At 51.2% G+C, this 19,683-nt stretch carries 18 protein-coding genes; 9 read left to right on the top strand and 9 right to left on the bottom strand.

What is annotated here, in order from left to right; translation table 11 throughout:
* Positions 1-4: 4 nt before the first annotated feature.
* A complete protein-coding gene (map, locus tag DDT52_RS08910) occupies positions 5-778 on the top strand; it encodes a type I methionyl aminopeptidase (protein WP_136156024.1) in 774 nt (257 codons plus the stop codon).
* 50 nt (positions 779-828) lie between these two features.
* Here the strand turns inward: map and ydfG are convergent, their stop codons facing one another.
* The 3 genes from ydfG to DDT52_RS08925 form a co-directional block, all read right to left on the bottom strand.
* Entirely contained in the window at positions 829-1,578 is a 750-nt protein-coding gene (gene ydfG / locus DDT52_RS08915) for a bifunctional NADP-dependent 3-hydroxy acid dehydrogenase/3-hydroxypropionate dehydrogenase YdfG (protein WP_136156025.1), read from the bottom strand.
* 148 nt (positions 1,579-1,726) lie between these two features.
* Positions 1,727-2,944, bottom strand: coding sequence for a glycosyltransferase family protein (locus DDT52_RS08920; protein ID WP_136156026.1), 1,218 nt, complete (start codon positions 2,942-2,944; stop codon positions 1,727-1,729).
* 29 nt (positions 2,945-2,973) lie between these two features.
* Positions 2,974-3,813: a mannosyl-3-phosphoglycerate phosphatase-related protein gene (locus DDT52_RS08925; RefSeq protein WP_136156027.1), complete on the bottom strand. Its 840-nt coding sequence runs from the start codon at positions 3,811-3,813 to the stop codon at positions 2,974-2,976.
* A 312-nt stretch (positions 3,814-4,125) separates the two neighbouring features.
* Here DDT52_RS08925 and pdxK point away from each other — a divergent pair, with 312 nt between their 5' ends.
* Both pdxK and DDT52_RS08935 read left to right on the top strand, forming a co-directional pair.
* The gene (pdxK, locus tag DDT52_RS08930; protein ID WP_425591541.1) at positions 4,126-4,986 is read left to right on the top strand and encodes a pyridoxine/pyridoxal/pyridoxamine kinase; all 861 of its coding nucleotides are present in this window, start codon (positions 4,126-4,128) and stop codon (positions 4,984-4,986) included.
* A 78-nt stretch (positions 4,987-5,064) separates the two neighbouring features.
* Complete coding sequence (locus tag DDT52_RS08935) at positions 5,065-6,780, top strand: tannase/feruloyl esterase family alpha/beta hydrolase (RefSeq protein ID WP_136156028.1); 1,716 nt, start codon at positions 5,065-5,067, stop codon at positions 6,778-6,780.
* Between the two features lie 28 nt (positions 6,781-6,808).
* On the opposite strand, the gene DDT52_RS08940 is transcribed toward DDT52_RS08935, so the two are convergent.
* Both DDT52_RS08940 and DDT52_RS08945 read right to left on the bottom strand, forming a co-directional pair.
* Positions 6,809-7,651 (bottom strand): helix-turn-helix transcriptional regulator, encoded by an 843-nt coding sequence (locus tag DDT52_RS08940; RefSeq protein ID WP_136156029.1) that lies wholly within the window; start codon positions 7,649-7,651, stop codon positions 6,809-6,811.
* A 29-nt stretch (positions 7,652-7,680) separates the two neighbouring features.
* A complete protein-coding gene (locus DDT52_RS08945; protein ID WP_136156030.1) occupies positions 7,681-8,307 on the bottom strand; it encodes a YbhB/YbcL family Raf kinase inhibitor-like protein in 627 nt (208 codons plus the stop codon).
* A 292-nt stretch (positions 8,308-8,599) separates the two neighbouring features.
* Between DDT52_RS08945 and DDT52_RS08950 the strand changes: the two genes are divergently transcribed.
* Together DDT52_RS08950 and DDT52_RS08955 are read left to right on the top strand one after the other, a co-directional pair.
* A complete protein-coding gene (locus DDT52_RS08950; RefSeq protein ID WP_136156031.1) occupies positions 8,600-8,914 on the top strand; it encodes a helix-turn-helix domain-containing protein in 315 nt (104 codons plus the stop codon).
* Positions 8,907-10,175, top strand: coding sequence for a type II toxin-antitoxin system HipA family toxin (locus DDT52_RS08955; RefSeq protein WP_136156032.1), 1,269 nt, complete (start codon positions 8,907-8,909; stop codon positions 10,173-10,175). The genes DDT52_RS08950 and DDT52_RS08955 overlap by 8 nt, the downstream gene beginning before the upstream one ends.
* Positions 10,176-10,421: 246 nt before the next feature.
* Here the strand turns inward: DDT52_RS08955 and DDT52_RS08960 are convergent, their stop codons facing one another.
* The 3 genes from DDT52_RS08960 to DDT52_RS08970 all read right to left on the bottom strand — a co-directional run bounded on the left by DDT52_RS08960 (position 10,422) and on the right by DDT52_RS08970 (position 11,534).
* Complete coding sequence (locus DDT52_RS08960) at positions 10,422-10,700, bottom strand: type II toxin-antitoxin system RelE/ParE family toxin (RefSeq protein ID WP_136156033.1); 279 nt, start codon at positions 10,698-10,700, stop codon at positions 10,422-10,424.
* Entirely contained in the window at positions 10,700-10,969 is a 270-nt protein-coding gene (locus DDT52_RS08965; RefSeq protein WP_136156034.1) for a CopG family ribbon-helix-helix protein, read from the bottom strand. Before DDT52_RS08965 ends, DDT52_RS08960 begins: the two co-directional genes overlap by 1 nt.
* 169 nt (positions 10,970-11,138) lie before the next feature.
* Positions 11,139-11,534, bottom strand: a complete 396-nt coding sequence (locus tag DDT52_RS08970) for a cytochrome b562 (protein WP_109054062.1) — start codon at positions 11,532-11,534, stop codon at positions 11,139-11,141.
* Between the two features lie 358 nt (positions 11,535-11,892).
* Between DDT52_RS08970 and DDT52_RS08975 the strand changes: the two genes are divergently transcribed.
* Entirely contained in the window at positions 11,893-12,159 is a 267-nt protein-coding gene (locus DDT52_RS08975; protein WP_136156035.1) for a YjbD family protein, read from the top strand.
* An 83-nt stretch (positions 12,160-12,242) separates the two neighbouring features.
* On the opposite strand, the gene DDT52_RS08980 is transcribed toward DDT52_RS08975, so the two are convergent.
* Positions 12,243-12,527 (bottom strand): YciI family protein, encoded by a 285-nt coding sequence (locus DDT52_RS08980; RefSeq protein WP_136156036.1) that lies wholly within the window; start codon positions 12,525-12,527, stop codon positions 12,243-12,245.
* 252 nt (positions 12,528-12,779) lie between these two features.
* Here DDT52_RS08980 and DDT52_RS08985 point away from each other — a divergent pair, with 252 nt between their 5' ends.
* Genes DDT52_RS08985 through DDT52_RS08995 form a run of 3 tightly spaced genes read left to right on the top strand, consistent with a single transcriptional unit; the run spans position 12,780 to position 19,635 of the window.
* Positions 12,780-14,198, top strand: coding sequence for an SrfA family protein (locus tag DDT52_RS08985; RefSeq protein ID WP_136156037.1), 1,419 nt, complete (start codon positions 12,780-12,782; stop codon positions 14,196-14,198).
* On the top strand, positions 14,198-17,185 hold the full coding sequence (locus DDT52_RS08990; RefSeq protein WP_136156038.1) for a virulence factor SrfB: 2,988 nt from the start codon (positions 14,198-14,200) through the stop codon (positions 17,183-17,185). The genes DDT52_RS08985 and DDT52_RS08990 overlap by 1 nt, the downstream gene beginning before the upstream one ends.
* On the top strand, positions 17,182-19,635 hold the full coding sequence (locus DDT52_RS08995; RefSeq protein WP_136156039.1) for a putative virulence factor: 2,454 nt from the start codon (positions 17,182-17,184) through the stop codon (positions 19,633-19,635). Before DDT52_RS08990 ends, DDT52_RS08995 begins: the two co-directional genes overlap by 4 nt.
* Positions 19,636-19,683: the final 48 nt, after the last annotated feature.

The following is a 19,683-nucleotide window of genomic DNA, read 5'->3' on the forward strand; positions in this document are numbered from 1 at the left end:
AACAATGAATACGATAGTACTGAAGAACAGTGATGAACTGGCGCTGATGCGTGAATCAGGCAAATTACTGAGCTCAGTTTTTACCTATCTGGACGATTTTATCCGGGTCGGTATTTCAACGATGAAAATCAACGAATTAGTTGAAGACTTTATTACGAATACGCTCAATGCGAGACCCGCCAGTAAAGGGCAGTATGATTTTCCCTATGTGCTCAATACGTCTGTCAATGACGTGGTATGCCACGGCATGCCTTCAACGACACATTTTTTGAAATCAGGCGACATTATAAATGTGGATATTACGCTTGAGAAAAACGGGTTTATCGCAGACTCAAGTAAAATGTATATGATCGGCGAGGTTTCGCCACTGGCGAAACGACTGGTTGAAAATACCTATCAGGCGATGTGGCAGGGCATTCGCGTAGTCAAACCGGGAGCGACATTGGGCGATGTCGGTCATGCCATTCAAAAGTTTGCTGAAGCACAAGGTTATTCTGTGGTTAAAGAATACTGCGGCCACGGTATAGGCCGGGAGATGCACGAAGAACCACAGGTGTTACATTATGGCTCCCCCAGATCGGGGGTTGTATTACAGGAAGGCATGACATTTACGATTGAACCGATGATTAATCAAGGTTCCGCGAAAATTAAGCTTAAACGCGACGGCTGGACGGTGGTGACCCGTGATAAGAAACTGTCCGCGCAGTGGGAACATACCATCGCGGTAACGGCCGACGGTTATGAAGTGTTAACCCTGCGAAATGATGAAAGCATCTAATTAAAAAGGCGACCCGTCGGGCCGCCTCCTAATTCATTGAACCGCTGCGATTAACTTTCGCGATATACGTTCAGTCCCGCGAAAGACTGGCTGACCGGCATCATTTCCAGCGTATTGATGTTGACGTGGGCGGGTAGCGTTGCGACCCAGAATACGGCCTCAGAAACATCCTCGGCCGTCAGGGGGGTGGTGTTGTCATAGATCTTGCTGGCTTTATCGTCGTTTCCTTTAAAACGCACCGCCGAGAACTCTGTACCGCCTACCAGACCGGGCTCGATATTGGTGACGCGGATCCGCGTACCGAATAGATCCGCCCGCAAACCCAGGCTGAATTGCTGAACGAACGCCTTGCTTGCGCCATACACGTTCCCCCCCGCGTAAGGCCAGTTCCCCGCCGTGGAGCCGATGTTGATAATGTGCCCGACGTTACGGTCAACCATCGCCGGCAGCAGCGTGCGAGTCATGAACACCAGTCCCTTGTTATTGGTGTCAATCATGGTTTCCCAGTCATCCAGCGAAGCTTTGTAAGCCGGTTCCAATCCCAGCGCCAGACCGGCATTATTCACCAGTACATCAATAGAACGCCACTCGGCGGGCAGGGATGCGATCGCCTGTGCGATCGTTTTCCGATCGCGAACATCCAGCTTTAACGTATACAGCGCGTCCCCCAGTTCCGCCTTCAGTGCGTCCAGACGTTCCTGACGACGACCCGTGGCGATAACCTGATGGCCTTCTTTAATAAATTTACGGGTAATTGACTCACCAAACCCGGCGGTGGCGCCGGTAACCAAAATAATCATGTTATTTTCCTCTGACGATGTTTATGGTTTTCAATTAAAGAGCGTGGGCGCAGAAGCCTGCGCCGCAAGAACGAGCTGATATCCATACAGATTAACAAAAGGCGTGACCTCATTTAGCCGCGCAATTCACGATGGGTCAAGAACAGGATCAGTCGTCCTGATTATCAGCTTCCACTGCGCTATACAATCGCTCAAGAATATCGGGAAAGGCTGATTGCACCCGGTTCCAGCTTGGCACGAATGGTTTATCCCCCGGACTTTCGGTGTAAACCTGCCCGGAAAGGGTGATGACATCCGAGAACAGCTCAACGGCGGACTCTTCAGTATGCCGATCGAAATGCAACCCGTTCATGCGGGCATCATGCTCAAACGCGTCAATCATATCGAGAGCGGTACGGTAATAAGTCGCGCGCAATACCCGGAACGAGTCCGTGGTAATATTCACACCGAGTATCGCCAATTTGCGATACAACGCCTTGGTGATATCGGTTGCCATTCGCTGTAGACCAGAGCTGGGATCATCTTCCGACATCGGCTGATGTTTATGGTCATAGTTATCGGCAATATCAACCTGGCAAATTCGACTGGTCGCCGTTCCCCGGTGGATTTCCGATAGCACGCCAATCTCCAATCCCCAGTCGCTGGGAATGCGCAGGTTATTCAAAATATGGGTGCGCATCGCAAATTCCCCCGACAAGGGATAACGGAAACTCCGCATGTAATCCAGATAGTCCGAATTGCCATAAACCTTTTGCAACGATTTCAGCAGCGGAAAGACCAGCAAACGACCCACGCGCCCATTAAATTTGCCATCCGCCACCCGGGCGTAATAGCCTTTACAGAAATCATAGTGGAAATGTGGATTGGCTACCGGATAGAGCAAACGCGCCAACATGCTCCGGTTGTACGTGACAATGTCACAATCATGCAGCGCCACACAGGACGTTCGCCGGGAGGCCAGCGTATAACCGACACAAAACCACACGTTGCGGCCTTTACCCGGCTCCATCGGCGCCAGCGATCTTTCCACCAGTTCCTCACTGAGCGCTTTCAGACGCGGTCCGTCATTCCACAAAATACGATGGCGCTGCGGCAGGCGGGAAAAGAATTCGCGGGCATAGTGAAATTGTTCCCGATCGGCACGATCGAGGCCGATTACGATCTCGCTCAGATAGCTTACCTGAGACAGCAGCTCGACGATGTTATCCAATGCAGGGCCTTCCAGCTCGGAATAGAGCGAAGGGAGAATCAATCCCATGCTGTTTTGACCGGAAAATACCTGTAGCTCATATTCCAGCTCTTCCAGCTTGCGTTGGGTCAGATTGTGGAAATTGGTAATGATTCCATCCTGATAAAATTCACTCATCGCATTCTCCCGCAGGTTGCGTTTATGTTTTAATGCGCCGGGTTTATCGGTGAAAGACCTGCTCCAATGAAGTGCGTCAATCCTTCACACCAACCCACAGGCCCCATGGCCTGCGTGCGATATAGTTTGCCAACATAATGCTCAGATAGTTCAACGACCTGATTTCCCTTACTTTTAATTAATACGGCATGATCCATGGCGTTTAACAAAGAGACATCATTCGGCCCGTCGCCAAGACCGACGGTTATCACGTTGGTTTCGTATTTCTCGCAATACTGTGTTTTTATCCAGCTGGCCGCAAATCCCTTGCTGACACGCGATCCCATCACATGATAAAAGCGGCCGCCTTGCGTCAGAGACAGCCCATATTCAGCCAGTCGCTGACGAAAACGGGTTAATGCCGTGGCATCATCCAGCCACAGCAATGGTTCCGAGGCTTCTCGCCGACGCGCCAGTTCAGCGTTTTGCAGTGAAAGCCCGGTCGCGCTGGCAACCTCCTGGTTATCCATGTCAGCAAAACCTTTAAATTGAAAAGACTCTCGTTCGCGTAATTGGCGAAGCCGGGCGTAAATGGAAGGGTAGTCAGCGTCAAAAATCTTGCGGGGATAATCCGGGTGTGTGTGCCACGGTGCGGGTAACGCAATCAGCGCGCCGTTTTCTGCAATATAGGGAAAGTGGCTTAACCCCAGCTCGCTTTGCAGTTGTTCCACTTCCGCTGCGGTTTTACTGGTAGTAATAATGAGGGGAATCCCCAACCGGGCCAGGCGACCGAGCCACGGGCGCGCAGGCTCCCAACTGTAGGTATCGTGATCCAGCAGCGAACCATCAAGATCGCTGAAAATTATCAGATTAGCGCTCAATACTGGCATCGGTTCCCCCTAATTTATCGGAAATAAACAGATAATAACGATGGGTGTACAAGGCTGTGTTGAGTCGTTGCTTCACAGTTGGCTGAGATATCAACCTGATAATGCGGATAAAGTGTGATGTAAATCGCTGCACTTAACTGTACGCAGAAATCGGCATTTACGCAAATTGACATACTCCGGCTTCGCGTTTGCAGCAAAAAGGAACAGAAATTTCCGTTCTGCGAACAAATAAATGCTACACAGCACGGGAAAAAATGTGGTGAACTCACTTATTGATCTGTTGAAAGTCACAGCAATGAATAAGGAATCGCATTGAAACACGTACCAATAACCCCAAATCCCGCTCACCGCGGCTATCACGCCGGACCAGCAAAATATGACGTTATATCAATTCAATCACAGGTCATTTATGGCTGTGTGGGAAACAGTATCGCGGTTCCCGCGTTGATGCAGCATGGATTAAGGGTTTCATTCGTTCCCACCGTAATACTGAGCAATACGCCCCATTATCCAACCTGCTATGGCGGTAAAGTGCCCGTAGAGTGGTTTGAAGGTTTCCTTAAAGGGTTGCTCGAAAGAGATGGATTGAAACACGTCAGAGCCATTGTCATTGGATATATTGGCTCGCCGACACTGGTGCAACCGCTTGCAGAATGGCTAAAAATCGTTCGCGATATTAAACAAAACATCCGGATTATTCTTGACCCGGTAATGGGCGATACCGACTGCGGTTACTACGTCAGCGAGGAGATCAACGAATATTACCGCCGGTATTTACTGCCGATGGCAACCGGACTCACGCCAAACGCATTTGAGTTGGAATGTCTGTGTGGAAGGGCAATTCACAGTGCGGAAGACACCGTCGCCGCGGCCAAAACCCTGCTTCAGGGACATATCGAATGGGTGGTGGTAACCAGTGCGGCGGGAACATCGGATACAAAAAACATTCAGGTCATTTGTGTTACCCGAAATGATGCGGTTGTCATCAACCATGCCAGATTGCCCATCTCACCAAAGGGGACGGGAGATCTGTTTTGCGCAGAGTTAACCGCGTGGCTTTTAAAAGGCTATCCGTTGGCGGAAGCCACGGAACGCGCCAGCCATCAGGTAGAGCAATCCGTATTGAAAACACAGTTGGCGGAAAGCGAAGAGCTGTGTATTGCCTCAATTTAATGTGGCATCGGCAGCACGGCTGCTTGCAGTAAACGTCTCTGATTTCAACAGATAACCAGACATGATTAAGGAGAAATTATGCAATATCACATCAGAACGATGGTATCGGGTCTACTGTTCGCCACGGTAACGCTACTGTCTGCCCCGTTAGCGCTGGCGCAAGATGGACAACCAACACCGCAGCAGGCGATAAAACCGGTGATCGACTGCGCTACGCTGGCGACGGTTGATCTGACTTCGCTTGGCGGCAAAGGCAGCCACGTACTTAGCGCACAGCAGGAGACGATCAATGGTCAGGCGTTTTGCGTGGTGGATAGCCAACTGGCGCCGACCATTCAGGTGAAAACCCTGCTGCCAATCAACACCTGGCAGGGGCGTTACATGCAGATTGGCTGTGGCGGATTGTGTGGAAACATTAATCTCAGTATCGGCGCAGCAGCGGGCTGTATGCCGCTCAACAACAGTGAATTCGTGCTGGCCGCCACCGATATGGGGCATCCTGGTCAGGAGATGGATTTTGGCAAGGATGCGCAAAAACGCGAGGATTTTGCCTGGCGTTCACAGCATCTGACGGCTGAACTGGCTAAATTACTAATAAAAACATTGTATGGCCAGCCTGTTCGATGGAGCTATTTCAATGGCTGTTCCGATGGCGGACGTGAGGCGCTGATTGCGGCGCAACGCTTCCCGCACGATTTTAACGGCATTATCGCCGGTGCGGCGGCGATGAATTTTCAGGTGCAAAACGGGCTATACCATTCATGGCTGGCCGTTTCCAACACCGGGCCCGATGGTAATGCGGTTCTGACCACCTCACGACTGCCATTGATCCACAAAGCGGTTATCGCGCAGTGTGACGAACTGGACGGGCAAAAAGACGGATTGATTAGCGACCCGCAAAGCTGCCACTTTAATCCGCAAGTCTTGCAGTGCAAAACCGCGCCGGACACACCGCAGGCAGATTGCTTATCCCGCGCAGAAACAACGACATTGACGCGGATCTATGATGGCCCGCGCGAACCTGTCAGTGGTGAAAAACTGATCATTAGCGGACCGCTGCCGGGTTCTGAACTGGCCTGGGCGGGAGTCTTTATTCCCCGTACGGCGGATGAGCCGATTTTCAGCAAGATCATCGCGCTGCCGACGCTGAAATATATGCATTTTGCCACTAATCCACCGGAAAGCTTTACGCTAAACGATCTGGCGTTTAACGCCGACACATTCCAGAAACTGCGCGCGCGCCACCCGCTTTATGACGCCACTAACCCGGATCTTTCGGCTTTTTCGCAGGCCGGCGGCAAACTGATTATCTGGCATGGTCTGGCGGATCCGCATATCTCTCCGATCAACTCCATTGCTTATCACCAGGCGGTGGGGCAACAGATGGGCGCATCCCAACGCGATAGTTTTGAGCGTTTGTATCTGCTGCCGGGAATGTACCACTGTTCCGACGGTGAAGGTCCGAGTCTGGTCGATTTCCTGACGCCGATGATGGCGTGGGTTGAAGAGGGCGTCGCACCGCAGAGCATCATCACCCGACAGGCCGCACCACAGAGTAATAATGACTTCGGTCAACCGCAGGCCGGGGATAAAAACGCCAATCAGATCAAACTGGAAACGGTGCCGCCGCAGACTGCATCCCGTCCGGTTTATCCTTACCCCAGTATCGCGGTTTATAATGGTCACGGCGACCCACAGCAGGCGACCAGCTATCACCCGGTACGGCTAAAAAATGTCCCCGACGGCTATGAGTGGATGGGAAAAGATTTCTATCAACCTTATACACCGCAGTAATGTCTGCGGAATTCCTGCATCTCTAATATCAACGGATATCAGCGGGGGAACAGCCGAAGCGTTGTTTAAAGCGCAATGAGAAACGGGAAGCGGCGCGATAACCACAAGCATCGGCGATTTGAGAAAGGCTCCAGCGCGTAGTTTGCAGCAGCGTCATCGCATGGTGCATGCGGATATCCTGCAATAATGTGCGAAATTGGGTCTGTTCCTCCGCTAAACGTCGCCTTAATGTCGCTTCGCTCATTCCAAGTTGCTGACCGGCATTCGCCGCTGTCCAGGCGAACGCCGGCGAGCCGGCCAGCAACGCGGTCAAACGGTCGCCGAGGGGGGCTGAGGCGCGCGGCATAAAGATGATCCCTCGTTCGGCCAATGCGATCAGCACACCACTTAAACGATGTTGCTGCACTGAGTAACTGGACGACTCAATGCTAAGCCCTCGCAAACAATAATCCAGCGTGTCCCGCAATTCACTGTCCAACGACAGTATTTTAAAGCCGCTAAGAGGCGGCTGCGTGGTAAAAAATTGCGCATGATCGCGATAAAATGCGGCATTGAGTTCGGATGAAAAGCTCAGGTATAAAGACTGAAATGAACCACTTACCGGCTCGGGAGTTTTACTTATATTAGCAACGGTATGCTGGGCAACCAGCATAATGTGCTCTGCGTTATCCAATTGCATAAATGACCGATCGCGGCGGAGGCTCAATTGTCCTGATTTTACCAACAGCAGCGTCGCTTCAAAAAAACGGAAATCAGCGACCTGATGCGGATATCGCAGGTAAGGTTGAGCCATCGAATAGAGCCGGTAGCGATCTACCGGCAACTGAGAGGGCAGCAGAGTGTGGGTAACGTCACGAATGTCATGTTTCATCGGCTTTCCCGGCAAACGAAATAAATGTCTTAACGCACGTTGGGATTTAGGCTGTAAGTTCCGGTCAGACTCGCTTCCGCCAGAATATGGCCGGCGATCGCCGATAATACTGCCGGGCCATCGAGTTTATCGTGCAGATCCAAACGTGGAATATCAAGTGCGTAGAGCGTAAAAGTGTAGTGATGCGCAATGGCATCGTTCCATGGCGGACATGGGCCATCGTAACCGTAATAATCGCCGCTCATTTGCTCATCGCCTTTGAACCAGGCGGTATAGTCATTAAGGCCATGGCGCATTCCGGCCTCCACGGGCAGTGACGGTTTTCCTCGGGGAGCAATGCCATCGCTGTGGCGGCCTTCAGCAATCTCACGAATCTGCGCCGGAATATCTACCAGCACCCAGTGGAAAAAATTAACGCGAGGCAATGACGCTGAAACTTCTTTCCCTTCCTGATTGACATCATCAAGAGTGCTTGGCGCATGCGGATCCAGACACAATAATACAAACGACTGAGTATCGGCAGGAACGTCGCGCCAGGCTAAATACGGGTTTTTATTGCTGGATAACGCTAAATGATTTTCCGGATCCTGAACGGCAAAGGCAAACTCACCGGGAATGGGCGAACCTTGTTCAAAGTTTTGGCTGGTCAATTTCATTGGGAAATCCTTCATCGGTTAGAAAAGTCATGTAAGGTGAGGGCATCTGCCCCCTGCAAGCGTGAGTATAAAGGGTTGCCGGATCAGGAAAATGACTTATCCAATCATATTAATCACATATTCCATCAAAATGATATGAAGAGTGATTAATGCGCCTGTCGGTATGACTTTTGTGTCATAACGCGAGAAAAGAGAGGCGTCAAATGTTGTGCTTGCCAGTTTTGCTTCCACTCCAACTTAACTCTATAATATAGTGTATTATGTGATAAAAACTTAGATAAGATACAATATTATGGATTTAAATCTTAGCACTCCCGCAGAAATTGTCACGCTTCTATGTGATCGATTACGCAAAGAACGCCTGGCAAAACAGATGACTCAGGCTGATGTGGCTGCCCGTGCAGGGGTAGGTGTCAATACGGTATCGAATCTTGAAGCAGGCAGAAATGTGGGCTTCGAAAATCTGGTCAGGGTTGCAGTAGTACTGGGGCATGGCGAGGCATTGAAAGATCTGTTTAAACCTAAGATTGATAGCCTGGCTGATATTTTACGTTATGAGAAGAGCGCAGTACGTCAGCGCGTAAAAAGGAAGAATAGCGATGCCTGAACAAATAGACGTCTTTTACGAAGGATGGGGTGAAAGATGGCTTTGGGGCAAGCTGGTATCCTCGACGGCGCTTACGGGGCGACCAATGATCGCCTTTGAGTACAGTGAAGAAGCCATACGCAAGGGGCTTGAGCTATCCAGATTGACATTACCGCTTGATGGGCCACGATTACGCAAGGATTTTCCGGCTCATCAGTTAAACCTTCCCGGCCCAGTCTATGACTCTTTACCCGATGGCTGGGGGATGTTACTCATGGATCGCTTATTCAAGCGAAGAGGGTTAAACGCTGCCCGTATTGGCCCTCTGGAACGGCTCACCTGGGTGGGCAGTAATGCAATGGGGGCGATGACATTCCAGCCTGTACAGGCTGATGCAGCGATCACCTCGCGAGAAGAGATCCCACTGGTTCAACTGGCATCGGAAATTCAGGAGGTGTTAAGCGGGGAAGGCGGGGAGTTTCTGCAAAAGTTATTGCAGATGGGCGGTTCACCGCAGGGCGCACGGCCTAAGGCGTTGCTATATTGTGACCCTGTCACGTTTAAATTCACCACATCTCCTTTACCGGGAGCAGAAAGCTGGCTTATCAAATTTCCGGCCCGACAGGAACACGCTGAAGTCTGCGCCATTGAGGCCGTATACTCGGCATGCTTGCGGATATGTGGTATTCAGACACCCGATATAGCCTATTTTGAACTGCCGGAAGGGAAAGCGGCATTCGCTACCCGACGATTTGATCGGGAACGGGGGATACGTATCCCGATGCAGAGTCTGGCCGCATTCACCGGAGCAAACTATCAGGTCCCGGGTTCACTCGACTACCGGAGTTTTTTACGTGCCACGCAAATGTGCACCAATGATGTCAGGGAAAAAGCGTTCGCCTTTGAACGTGTTGTTTTTAATGTGGCGTTCAACAACCGGGATGACCATCCTAAAAACTTCGCTTACTTAATGTCCGCAGAAGGACAATGGACCCTGGCGCCAGCCTATGATGTGACGTATTGCGACGGACCCGGCGGCTATCACCAGATGGATGTCATGGGTGAGGCATTAGATATTGAGAGAAAGCATCTCCAGGCGCTGGGCGAGCAGGAAGCGGAGTTATCACCTGCGAAAGTCGTGGAGATCATAGAAAACATTTGCGACGTTGCCGCGAAGTTCAGTGAGCTTGCCATTGATAAGTATCCAGGGCAAATCACCGGCGACACGCTGAATTATATACAAAAGCAAATTGATGGAAATATCAGTCGGTTGAAGGCATAACGCAGAACATAACGATCAGCAAGAACTAAAAGAGGAGGGATTAACTTACACCAATCATTTGAGCTTGATGTACGATAGACTTAATTTAACATAATATACATTATGCGAACCCAGATAAAGATGGACGAGAACTGGCGTTTTCCCAGTGGATTTGTGTGTGCTGATTGGTTTGTTGTAATCAATTATCACTTCTTCGGCACCATCATCATTAAAGGCAAAAATACAGATGATGCCCATCGGAACCGATTAAGGCCATTTTTGGGCAGTATGAAGTATGCGAATAATCTCTATCTCCCCCGATTCATTCTCAACACGATAAACCAGAATGAAATGAGGATGGATAACCAGCTCTCTCGTGCCAGTCACTCGGCCATTGCGAGCCTTCAACGGCTGGTCGGTCAGACTGGCGGCCATGCTGCTGATCCGTTCGTCAAGCTCAATGGCCGCGCGAAGATTGTTTTTTGCAATGTATTCCCGAATTTTGCGCCGATCCTGACTGGCTAATTGCGTCCATAGAATTTCCATTACCTATCAGCCAATTTCTTCGTTGCTTGTTCGCGCCACGCAGTTGCTGATGCTTCTACTGATTCACCAGAGAGAACTTCGCCACGATTCGCCTGGGCTATCCCGGCCTGTACCTGCTCCCGGAACCATGCATCATGCTGGCGCTGAACTGTCTCGCGCATGAAGTCACGGATGAGCTGTGAGCCATTACGATCCATTGCCTTTGCCGCTTCCAGAAAATCAGCCTTCAGTTCGGCGTCGATTCGTAAATTCAGGGTTACTTGTGTCATGCATCACCTCGTCGTTACGCTGTATGTACATGGTAGCACAACGCAGATAAATGGTAGAATCACGAATATGGATGAGGATGCTGCGACAAAAAAGCCATCCGCAGCGTAAACGCTGATACAGACGGCTTCTGGAAACGGTAAACAGTGTGACTAACTGGATATGGCTAACCTAGCCTCTCAGTTTCTTATGGTATTCATTCCTCAGCAAGGCAATATCGGAAATCGAGGCCTTGGCTTCTTTCAGTTTACCTTCATCGGCTAATGTCAATGCATCGTCGATTTTTTGCAGGACTTTATCCAGACCTTCAACATAGGCTTTTCTATCAGGGTCATCAGCGGATTGGTTGGCAAAATCAGGTGGTATCTGTGTCTTAGCACTGGTTACGTTTTCACGGAACGTGGTCAGCGCGGCTTTCAGCGTTGCAGCATCATCTGCTTTACTGGCGCTGATATAACTCTGCTGCATGGCTCTCATATCCGCTGCCGCAGTTGCATTTGCTAAAACCGGCATCATTAAACTACCGGCCAATAGCACTGAAAAGCAGGCCTTGGTTATTCTATTCATCGGTGAACTCCCAGTTTATTTTTCAAAGCACGACATGCACTTAGAACATTTGATTCATTCTTCCGATCGCCATGTGACGATCGGCCCAACGTTTCTATTGTTAGAGATAGCCCTGAATACTCGCTTCCATTTAACCACTATCGCGTTGCGATGACGCCAGTATGATTCTATTGTGCTTTTATAGCCGATGTTAAATATTTTTTAACTATTTTAGCGCCTAAATTTTCATTAATAGCGCAAATATTGCAGCATATTGTTAACATTTATATTGCCACTGCGCTTCTACAAACACGTATTTCATGACCCAACTGCCCTTTTCCACTACAATGAAATACCTTCCCCTGTCAGGAAAACCGCGATGCCCCGATTAACTCAGAAAGATATGACCGAAAGTGAGCAACGACAGTTAAAAACGTTACTCGATCAGGAAAGAAAAAGGCTCGGTCGCCCGCTGACTAATTCCGAAAATAACCATATCAAAGACGACTACATTGATACCTTAACGAAGGAGCGCGAGGCGGCGGCCAAGAAGGCCCGGGCAGAAAAGAAAAAGAACAAGTTTAAACCGGATGTTACAGCAACGTATGAATGGTCTGCCAATACCAATCTTCGCGGTCGACGTTAAACACAATAATTAAGCCTTTGCGTATGGGCTGGCCGCACAGAAAAATAAGATGGCAGGCCGCGATCCTGCCATTTGGCAAAGCGTTAAATGCTTTTTAATACATCAAGGGCATCCGTGGTCATGGATGGCGCAAATTCTATGATTTCGTAATCAGCAACCGCATTGAACGGGTCCTCAGCCAGAACTGATTCAAGCGATTGGCGATCCATGGTTTTTGCGAAAATCACCCCGCCCGTTCGCGGTATTTTTCTACCGGACGCGACGAATATACCTTGTGCATAATGCCTTTTCAGCCACTCGATATGGCCTTCCAGATAGGCTTCAACCTCTTCAATCGGTTTATTGTATGTCAGGCTAACGATAAACATTATTCATCCTTTTTTGGCGACAACTGATTTATTCACATGGGATTATTTAAGGCTATCTTCATCCATCAAGCTAAGCAACCGCGGTTTTTTCTCCTGTCTCCCCGGTTTGCGCGCCGTCTATGGCTTAAATATTTGTTAATTTTGTCACTTCTTTAAGCGTTTGATTCGCCATCATTAGCACTACAGTATACCCTGTCGCAGATTACACTCTATTTTCTGCCTTAGGCATCTATTACAAAAGGTCTCTTTTGCGTGGCAAAATTATTTTTACGTAGTGGAAGTTTGGATGACTTTCTGGCTCTGGGCGAAAATGGGCAGCCGGTTTATGCATCAGCACTTCAGTTACGGGAAACATTACGTCTTCGGAAACAACAACAGATTGCAGACTGTCTGGCCATTCCCCAACCCAATGAAAATGGCGACCGAATTGACTGGTATTCGCCGATCGAAGGTAAAGTGACCTCATGGATTGCCGCCAGTGAAAAGGAACGCGACGTTGCGCTAAAACGGTTGGAAACCTATCAGGTCGCCGTTGCTGACATTAGCCGGCGTGCGCAAAGTGCGGAGAACGCCGGGCAGAAGCTGTTTGGCGTCCTGCTGGCGAAAGCCATCCAGTTTCCGGGACCGAATCATGTCTATCTGGTTGATGGTAACCCCGTATTAACCTTCTGGGGTTTTGTCAATCTGGATAAGAAATCGCGAACCGACGCGCTTGACTGCCTGCGCCCGACAGAGAAAGAAAGTGAGCCGGTATTCACGGTTCCTGCATCCATCTCCGCCTATGCCGAACCGCCCGAAGCGCCGGTTGCGCCCTCCACGCCTGAACCAAAACCTGTTATGACGACGCCGGAGCCAGTTCCAGAACCTGCCGTGGCCGCCCGCCGTCCCTGGTTACGTCTGTGGTGGTTATTCCCGGCGGCAGCGTTAATGGCCGTATTGTCTTTCTTTATTCGCGGCGGATTTTCTGAACAGAACGCGACGCCAGAACCCGCGCCATTAGCATCAATCGTTAAGCCAGAAAAACGCGCCTTGCCTTCTTCTGCCAGCACATCAGAATCGGAGCCACCGGTGGTGAGTAACGCCACGACGCCGGCACCCGTACCGCCAGAAACCGTGCCAGCAGCCGAGCCGGTAGTCGCCACAACCGCGCCGACTGAAGAGCCTGTTGCGGAAACACCGACGGTTAAACCACCGGTGACCACCGAGCCGAAAGAAATCGCAGCAGTTCCCGCAGAGCCCGCTCCTGCTCCAGAAACGCCGATAGTCCCGGCAGGAAAAGACGATCTGGTCATGCCTGCGGATGCCGTGCGTATGGGTTCCATCAACTTCCTCAATGGAAACTGGCGGGTCGCTGTCAATGTGAGAACGCCGCCGATCACGGGCCGCCCCCCCAGCCTGAGCTATCAAATCAGGAACGGCAAAGGCACCGCGCGGATTACGCATGGTGACGGTGTCACTTGTCGTGCGGATATTGAAGCGGGGTTGATGAGTTCCGGTAATCTGATTATTAACAGCCGTACCAGAGCGCGGTGCAGTGATAATTCCAGATTCCAGATGCCGGAAATCGTATGTAAACAAGGCGCGGCTGCGACTGGCGCAGCGGAGTGTATCGGTCGCTACAACGCTGACTCGGTTTTCCCTATGACGATAAAGCGTGAGAGTAAATCCTAATGCTAGCAACGATTACTGATTACAAACAAAGAATTACGCTTATCCAGGACAGTGGGATCCAATTTCTGGATTTCGCGTTAAAACCGGAAGCAAGTCTTGATTTTCCGAATAAATATGTTCGTAAAAGCGCCAACGGACCGTTACTGCGCCTGATTTACGATGAGCGGACGGACAAATATTTGCTGCCGTCCCCCGCAGGCGCGCCGCCGGAAGTGGTCAAGCCCGAGCTGAGTATTCCGCTTGAACAATCGCTGAAGCTGCTGGAAAAGATCTGGTTGCCGCTGCCCTTTTTGCGTTTCAATCCGCCGCGTACATTTATGGGCGGACCGGATAACTGGGTGCGAATGCAAGTCCTCGCGCTGGACACACCGGATCAGGATGGTAATACCCACCGTATCTGTCTGGCATTTGATACCAAAGTATATCCAGAAGGTCATCCTTACGAAGCGCTGGCGCCGAATGAGAATGACATCAAAACCGGTGGCAGCTTTGCATTGGCCTATCGCAGTGACGAACTGGGCGAATTCCTCGATCAAACCTGGGTTGATGGCTGGCTGAGAGAAGTCTTCACTCAGCGGGCGGCCCGGCAGGAAAATCGGGATGCGCGGGATATCAAAGCCGCACTCAGAGGATTTGAATATCAGGCGCACTACATGAACCTGCTGGACATGTTGGGCAACCAGCTGTCTATACCAGAAATTCGAATTAATACCAACACATTACAAGAACCGGCCGTCAATGTTGACCTGATCCTTGACGTGGGTAACTCTCACACCTGCGGTATTCTGGTTGAAGATCACGCCGATGAAAGTAACGGCCTGAAACAGACCTACGAGTTACAATTGCGCGACTTGAGTAAACCGCATTACCTGTATAACGAACTATTTGAAAGCCGCGTTGAATTTGCCCAGGCGAAGTTCGGTAAGCAAAACTTCTCCGTGGAAAGCGGCCGGGATGATGCGTTTATCTGGCCTTCGATTACCCGCGTTGGCCGCGAAGCCAGCCGTATGGCGCTGTTGCGTCAGGGCACGGAAGGTTCAACCGGTATTTCCAGTCCGCGTCGTTATTTGTGGGATGAAGAAAGCTATGCGCCCGGCTGGCGTTTCAGTCAACCGGATGCGCATTCGCAAAATGAGCCGCTGGCGACCGCCATGCCGATGACCATCCTGCTCAATGATGAAGGTCAACCGCTGTACGACCAGCCGTTGGACGAACGTCTGCCGGTATTCTCTCCGCACTACAGCCGCAGTTCCATCATGACGTTTATGCTGTCCGAGTTGTTGGTTCAGGCAATGATGCAAATGAACAGTGCGGCACAACGGCTGAAAATGATCCACTCGTCCGCGCCGCGTCAATTACGCAATATTATTCTGACGTTGCCTTCGGCCATGCCTAAACCAGAACGTGAAATTTTCCGCCGCCGGATGCATGAAGCGATCGCGCTGGTGTGGAAAGCCATGGGTTGGCACCCGCTGGATGATGATTTCACGACACCGTCGGACAAGCAGAAAAGTCGCGTACCGGTGCCGGAGGTTCAGATCGAATGGGACGAAGCCACCTGTGGACAAATGGTCTACCTGTATAACGAAGCCCAGGTAAATTTTGGCGGTCGTGCGGAAGACTTTTTTGCCAGCATGTCGCGTCCGGATAAAGAACTGGCCGAAGGTGAACCTGCCGGTAAAACGTTGCGTATCGCATCGATTGATATCGGCGGCGGCACGACCGATCTGGCGATAACACAATATTTGCTGGATGACGGCGTCGGGAATAACGTTAAAATCATTCCGCGCCTGCTGTTCCGTGAAGGCTTTAAGGTCGCGGGCGACGACATCCTGCTTGATGTGATTCAACTTTACGTTTTACCGGCGCTTCAGGCGGCGCTGAAAAATGCCGGTATGGCCAGCCCGGATATGCTGATGGCGAAACTATTCGGCAGCGAAGGCCGTATGGACGGACAGCTCACATTGCGTCAACAGGTGACGTTGCAGATCTTCATTCCGATTGGCCGCTCGATTCTGGAAGCCTATGAAAGCTTCGATCCGCTGGATACCAGTGCCGAAATCGAATCTACTTTTGGTGAATTACTGACACAACATCCGACACCGAAAGTGCTGGAGTACGTCAACACGGAAGTACAACGCGAATTGCCGGTAGATGACAATCCGTTTGATATTTTACAAGTGCCGCTCATTCTTAAATTGAGCAAGCTGCACGGCGAGTTCTTGTCCAACCGCATGAGTATTACGCAAAATCTGCGTTTAATGTCCGAGGTGGTGTCGCTCTACTCGTGCGACATTTTATTGCTGACTGGACGCCCTTCCCGTTTCCCCGGTATCCAGGCGCTGTTCCGGCATTTGCAGCCGCTACCGATTAACCGCATGTTATCGCTGGACGGTTATCATACCAATGACTGGTATCCGTTCAATAAACGCGGACGCATTGATAATCCGAAATCGACGGCGGCGGTGGGCGCCATGCTGTGTCTGCTGGCGCTCGATTTGCGTTTGCCGGGCTTCTATTTCAAAGTCGGGGATTTCCAGCCCTATTCCACGATCCGCTATCTCGGCATGATGGATGCGAATAACGCCCTGACCACGGATAACGTGTATTACGGCGACATCGATCTGGATGACGCCGATTTCGAATTAGGTCCGGACGCCAGTTTCCAGGTGCGCGGTTCTCTTTGCCTGGGCTTTCGCCAACTCGATAACGAACGTTGGCCAGCGTCTGCGCTGTATATCTTGTCGATCGTCGATCAGGATTTGGCGAGGAAAGTCGTTGGCGATAGCATCCTGCGTGTCAGACTCGCCGTGACGAAAGGCGATGGGCAGGATAGTCCGGGACGTTTTGAAATCGCAAGTGCCGTTCTGGAAGATGGCACCCCTGTTCCTGCGCAGCATTTGCGACTTAAGTTAAACACCTTAACCGCTAACGGAACAGGCGCGACGCATTACTGGATCGATAGTGGGAGTGTATTTAGAAAATGAGACCTTTAACGCCTAAACAACTCTCCAGCCGACTCAACAGCCAGCTACAAGCCGTCACCGAGGGCGTTGAGCAGGCCATCGACTGGATTGAGAACACGCGGCAGAATGCGCCGCGTCTGGATATGGAAGCAGACCGTCTGATCGTCACGCTGCGCCGCCATCGCAACAAAACGAAACATCTGGCGAATGTGTCATTCAAAGAGATCGCCATTGGTTTCTTTGGTCTGTCGCAGGCAGGGAAATCTTATCTGATATCTTCTCTGGCATCTGGCGAAAACGGCAAACTGGAAACGTCATTCGAAGGGCAACAGTTAGACTTTCTGACGCATATCAACCCGACCAATCAGGCCACGGCCCTGGTTACGCGCTTTAGCCGTCAGGCCGGAGTAAAAAACAAGTCCTTTCCGGTGCAACTATTACTGCTCAGCGAAGTAGATATCGGCAAGATTATGGCAAATGCCTTCCTGTACGATCTCAATCAGGAAACCTCGTTCGAAGAATTAGATGAACACTATATTAGCGAACATTTGAAAACGCTGTCGCGACACCGCCAGGCGGAACCGGTAGACGGTATGACACGCGATGAAGTGGTCGAACTGTGGGATTATCTGGCTCGCCACGACGCCAAACGGCAAAAGCAGTTGGAAACACACTACTGGCCTGTCGCGGTGGAGCTGGCGCCTTATCTCAGCGTTGACGATCGCGCCCATCTGTTTTCAGTGCTGTGGGGTGACCTTAAAACGTTAACCGCAGCCTATCGTCATTTCGGCCATACCCTGCAACACCTGTCCGGAACAAGCAAGGTACTGGCGCCCCTCAGGATTCTGGTCGATGAAAATCAGCAGCCCGCCAACGGCATTATCCACGGAGCCACGCTGACACGCCTTAATACCGCTTCAGATCCCGGCGTGTTGGTGCGTCCGGTATTAAACGGTCGAGCAGGAAAAACCGTCGAGCTATCTCTGGCGGAATTGACCATGTTGGCCGTTGAGCTATTGATTCCGCTGCATTCGCCCCCTCGCGAAGCGCTGTTTGAGCAGGTCGATATTCTGGATTTTCCGGGATTTGGTGATACCAGCGAGGCGACGGAAGCCGGCAGTGATAACTACCCGCTGGCGCTAACGCTGCTGCGCGCCAAACGCGCATACCTTCTGGAACGCTACACCGATAATCAGGAAATGAATGTCCTGATGGTCTGTACCGCGGCAGGTAAACGTGAAGATGTCAAAACCGTCGGCAAGGCGTTGGACTACTGGGTACGCCAGACGCAGGGAGAAAATACCCAGATCCGCAGCCGGCGCAAGCCAGGCCTGATTTGGGCGGTAACCAAATTTGATCGCCGCATTACCCACGGACAGAACCATGACGCGGCGGTACAGCGTTATGTCGGTAACCCCGGCGATGCCTGGGGGACCATGTTGGCCATGGATAAACGCGGCGTTACCCGGATGGCAACCTGGTTGGGAACTGAAGTCCACCGGGAAGTGAAACTTGGCCGCATCGGCGAGCAGCTCAGCGAAATTCAGCGTGAACTGAGTGACAACCTGCTGGGGTGCTGGTATCAGCCTGCCGGGGCTGACGACCCGGCGGAGAAACAGCGTATCGCGGAGACGCTGCTTAAATCACTGCAAACGCGAACCGGCGTACATGGCGAGCTGCTGGAACGTCTGTTGCCTTCCCGTGATGAACTGCGCCGTCTCTACCTGAAACAGCAAGATCCGTCGGGATATGCCGCTTACCATTCAGAGATTGAAGAGTCAGGCACGCCGCCCACCGGTGCCGATCCTTTTGGGATCGGGATCGAGATAGATCTGTTTGCCGACGATCCGATCGAACCTGACTCTCTGGCGTCCTCGCCGGTACAGACGCTCGACCACGGCTATGAAGCGGAATACGCCCATCATGTATATCGCTACTGGGTTAATCACCTGCGCGGCCAGCCTGAAAACTCGCCGCTGATTGAACTGTTGGGCGTGACAAAAGCAACGATTGAAATTCTGGTGGAGGAACTCATCACCGCCAGCATTCGCCTGAATATTGAGGACGCGCTGGTTGGTATGCTGGTCGATACGGAACAATTAGGCGTTCACCGCGAAAGTAAAGCGGATCGTCAGGTTTCCCGTGTCCTGACCGTGTTGGGCGACTTTGTGGCATGGCTGGGCTTTCAGCAAATGGAAGAAGCCTTGCGCCCTGCCAGCCGAATTAATCGTGGACACCGGATCTTTGCCAAGCCGGAAAAACAGGCGGTAAATTTCGGTGCGTCACAGCGCCTGACCAGACTGGCGCTGACGCCAACCAACAACACCGCTTTTTATATCTATGACTGGCTGGTTGGTTTGAATGAAATGATTATCCAGAATGCAGGATATTCCGCCGGACGGGAGATCAGTACCGATCAGCGCGAGCAGTTAGGGGATATTCTGACGCTGATTAAACCGGCAGAGAAATAATCAGTTAAGCGCACAAAAACCGCTGTGCTTTTGTGCGCTCACCTGCCC

This window comes from Brenneria roseae subsp. roseae (assembly GCF_003115845.1).
GTDB classification, from domain to species: Bacteria; Pseudomonadota; Gammaproteobacteria; order Enterobacterales; family Enterobacteriaceae; genus Brenneria; species Brenneria roseae.

What these genes read in the sequence shown, in the direction of transcription:
- DDT52_RS08955 (WP_136156032.1), top strand. Translation starts at nt 8,907, where the DNA reads ATGCCTGAACAAATAGACGTCTTTTACGAAGGATGGGGTGAAAGATGG.
- DDT52_RS08990 (WP_136156038.1), top strand. Translation starts at nt 14,198, where the DNA reads ATGCTAGCAACGATTACTGATTACAAACAAAGAATTACGCTTATCCAG.
- DDT52_RS08940 (WP_136156029.1), bottom strand. Translation starts at nt 7,651, where the DNA reads ATGAAACATGACATTCGTGACGTTACCCACACTCTGCTGCCCTCTCAG.
- DDT52_RS08980 (WP_136156036.1), bottom strand. Translation starts at nt 12,527, where the DNA reads ATGTTTATCGTTAGCCTGACATACAATAAACCGATTGAAGAGGTTGAA.
- DDT52_RS08960 (WP_136156033.1), bottom strand. Translation starts at nt 10,700, where the DNA reads ATGGAAATTCTATGGACGCAATTAGCCAGTCAGGATCGGCGCAAAATT.
- DDT52_RS08995 (WP_136156039.1), top strand. Translation starts at nt 17,182, where the DNA reads ATGAGACCTTTAACGCCTAAACAACTCTCCAGCCGACTCAACAGCCAG.
- DDT52_RS08925 (WP_136156027.1), bottom strand. Translation starts at nt 3,813, where the DNA reads ATGCCAGTATTGAGCGCTAATCTGATAATTTTCAGCGATCTTGATGGT.
- ydfG (WP_136156025.1), bottom strand. Translation starts at nt 1,578, where the DNA reads ATGATTATTTTGGTTACCGGCGCCACCGCCGGGTTTGGTGAGTCAATT.
- map (WP_136156024.1), top strand. Translation starts at nt 5, where the DNA reads ATGAATACGATAGTACTGAAGAACAGTGATGAACTGGCGCTGATGCGT.
- DDT52_RS08920 (WP_136156026.1), bottom strand. Translation starts at nt 2,944, where the DNA reads ATGAGTGAATTTTATCAGGATGGAATCATTACCAATTTCCACAATCTG.
- DDT52_RS08970 (WP_109054062.1), bottom strand. Translation starts at nt 11,534, where the DNA reads ATGAATAGAATAACCAAGGCCTGCTTTTCAGTGCTATTGGCCGGTAGT.
- DDT52_RS08935 (WP_136156028.1), top strand. Translation starts at nt 5,065, where the DNA reads ATGCAATATCACATCAGAACGATGGTATCGGGTCTACTGTTCGCCACG.
- DDT52_RS08945 (WP_136156030.1), bottom strand. Translation starts at nt 8,307, where the DNA reads ATGAAATTGACCAGCCAAAACTTTGAACAAGGTTCGCCCATTCCCGGT.
- DDT52_RS08965 (WP_136156034.1), bottom strand. Translation starts at nt 10,969, where the DNA reads ATGACACAAGTAACCCTGAATTTACGAATCGACGCCGAACTGAAGGCT.
- DDT52_RS08950 (WP_136156031.1), top strand. Translation starts at nt 8,600, where the DNA reads ATGGATTTAAATCTTAGCACTCCCGCAGAAATTGTCACGCTTCTATGT.
- DDT52_RS08975 (WP_136156035.1), top strand. Translation starts at nt 11,893, where the DNA reads ATGCCCCGATTAACTCAGAAAGATATGACCGAAAGTGAGCAACGACAG.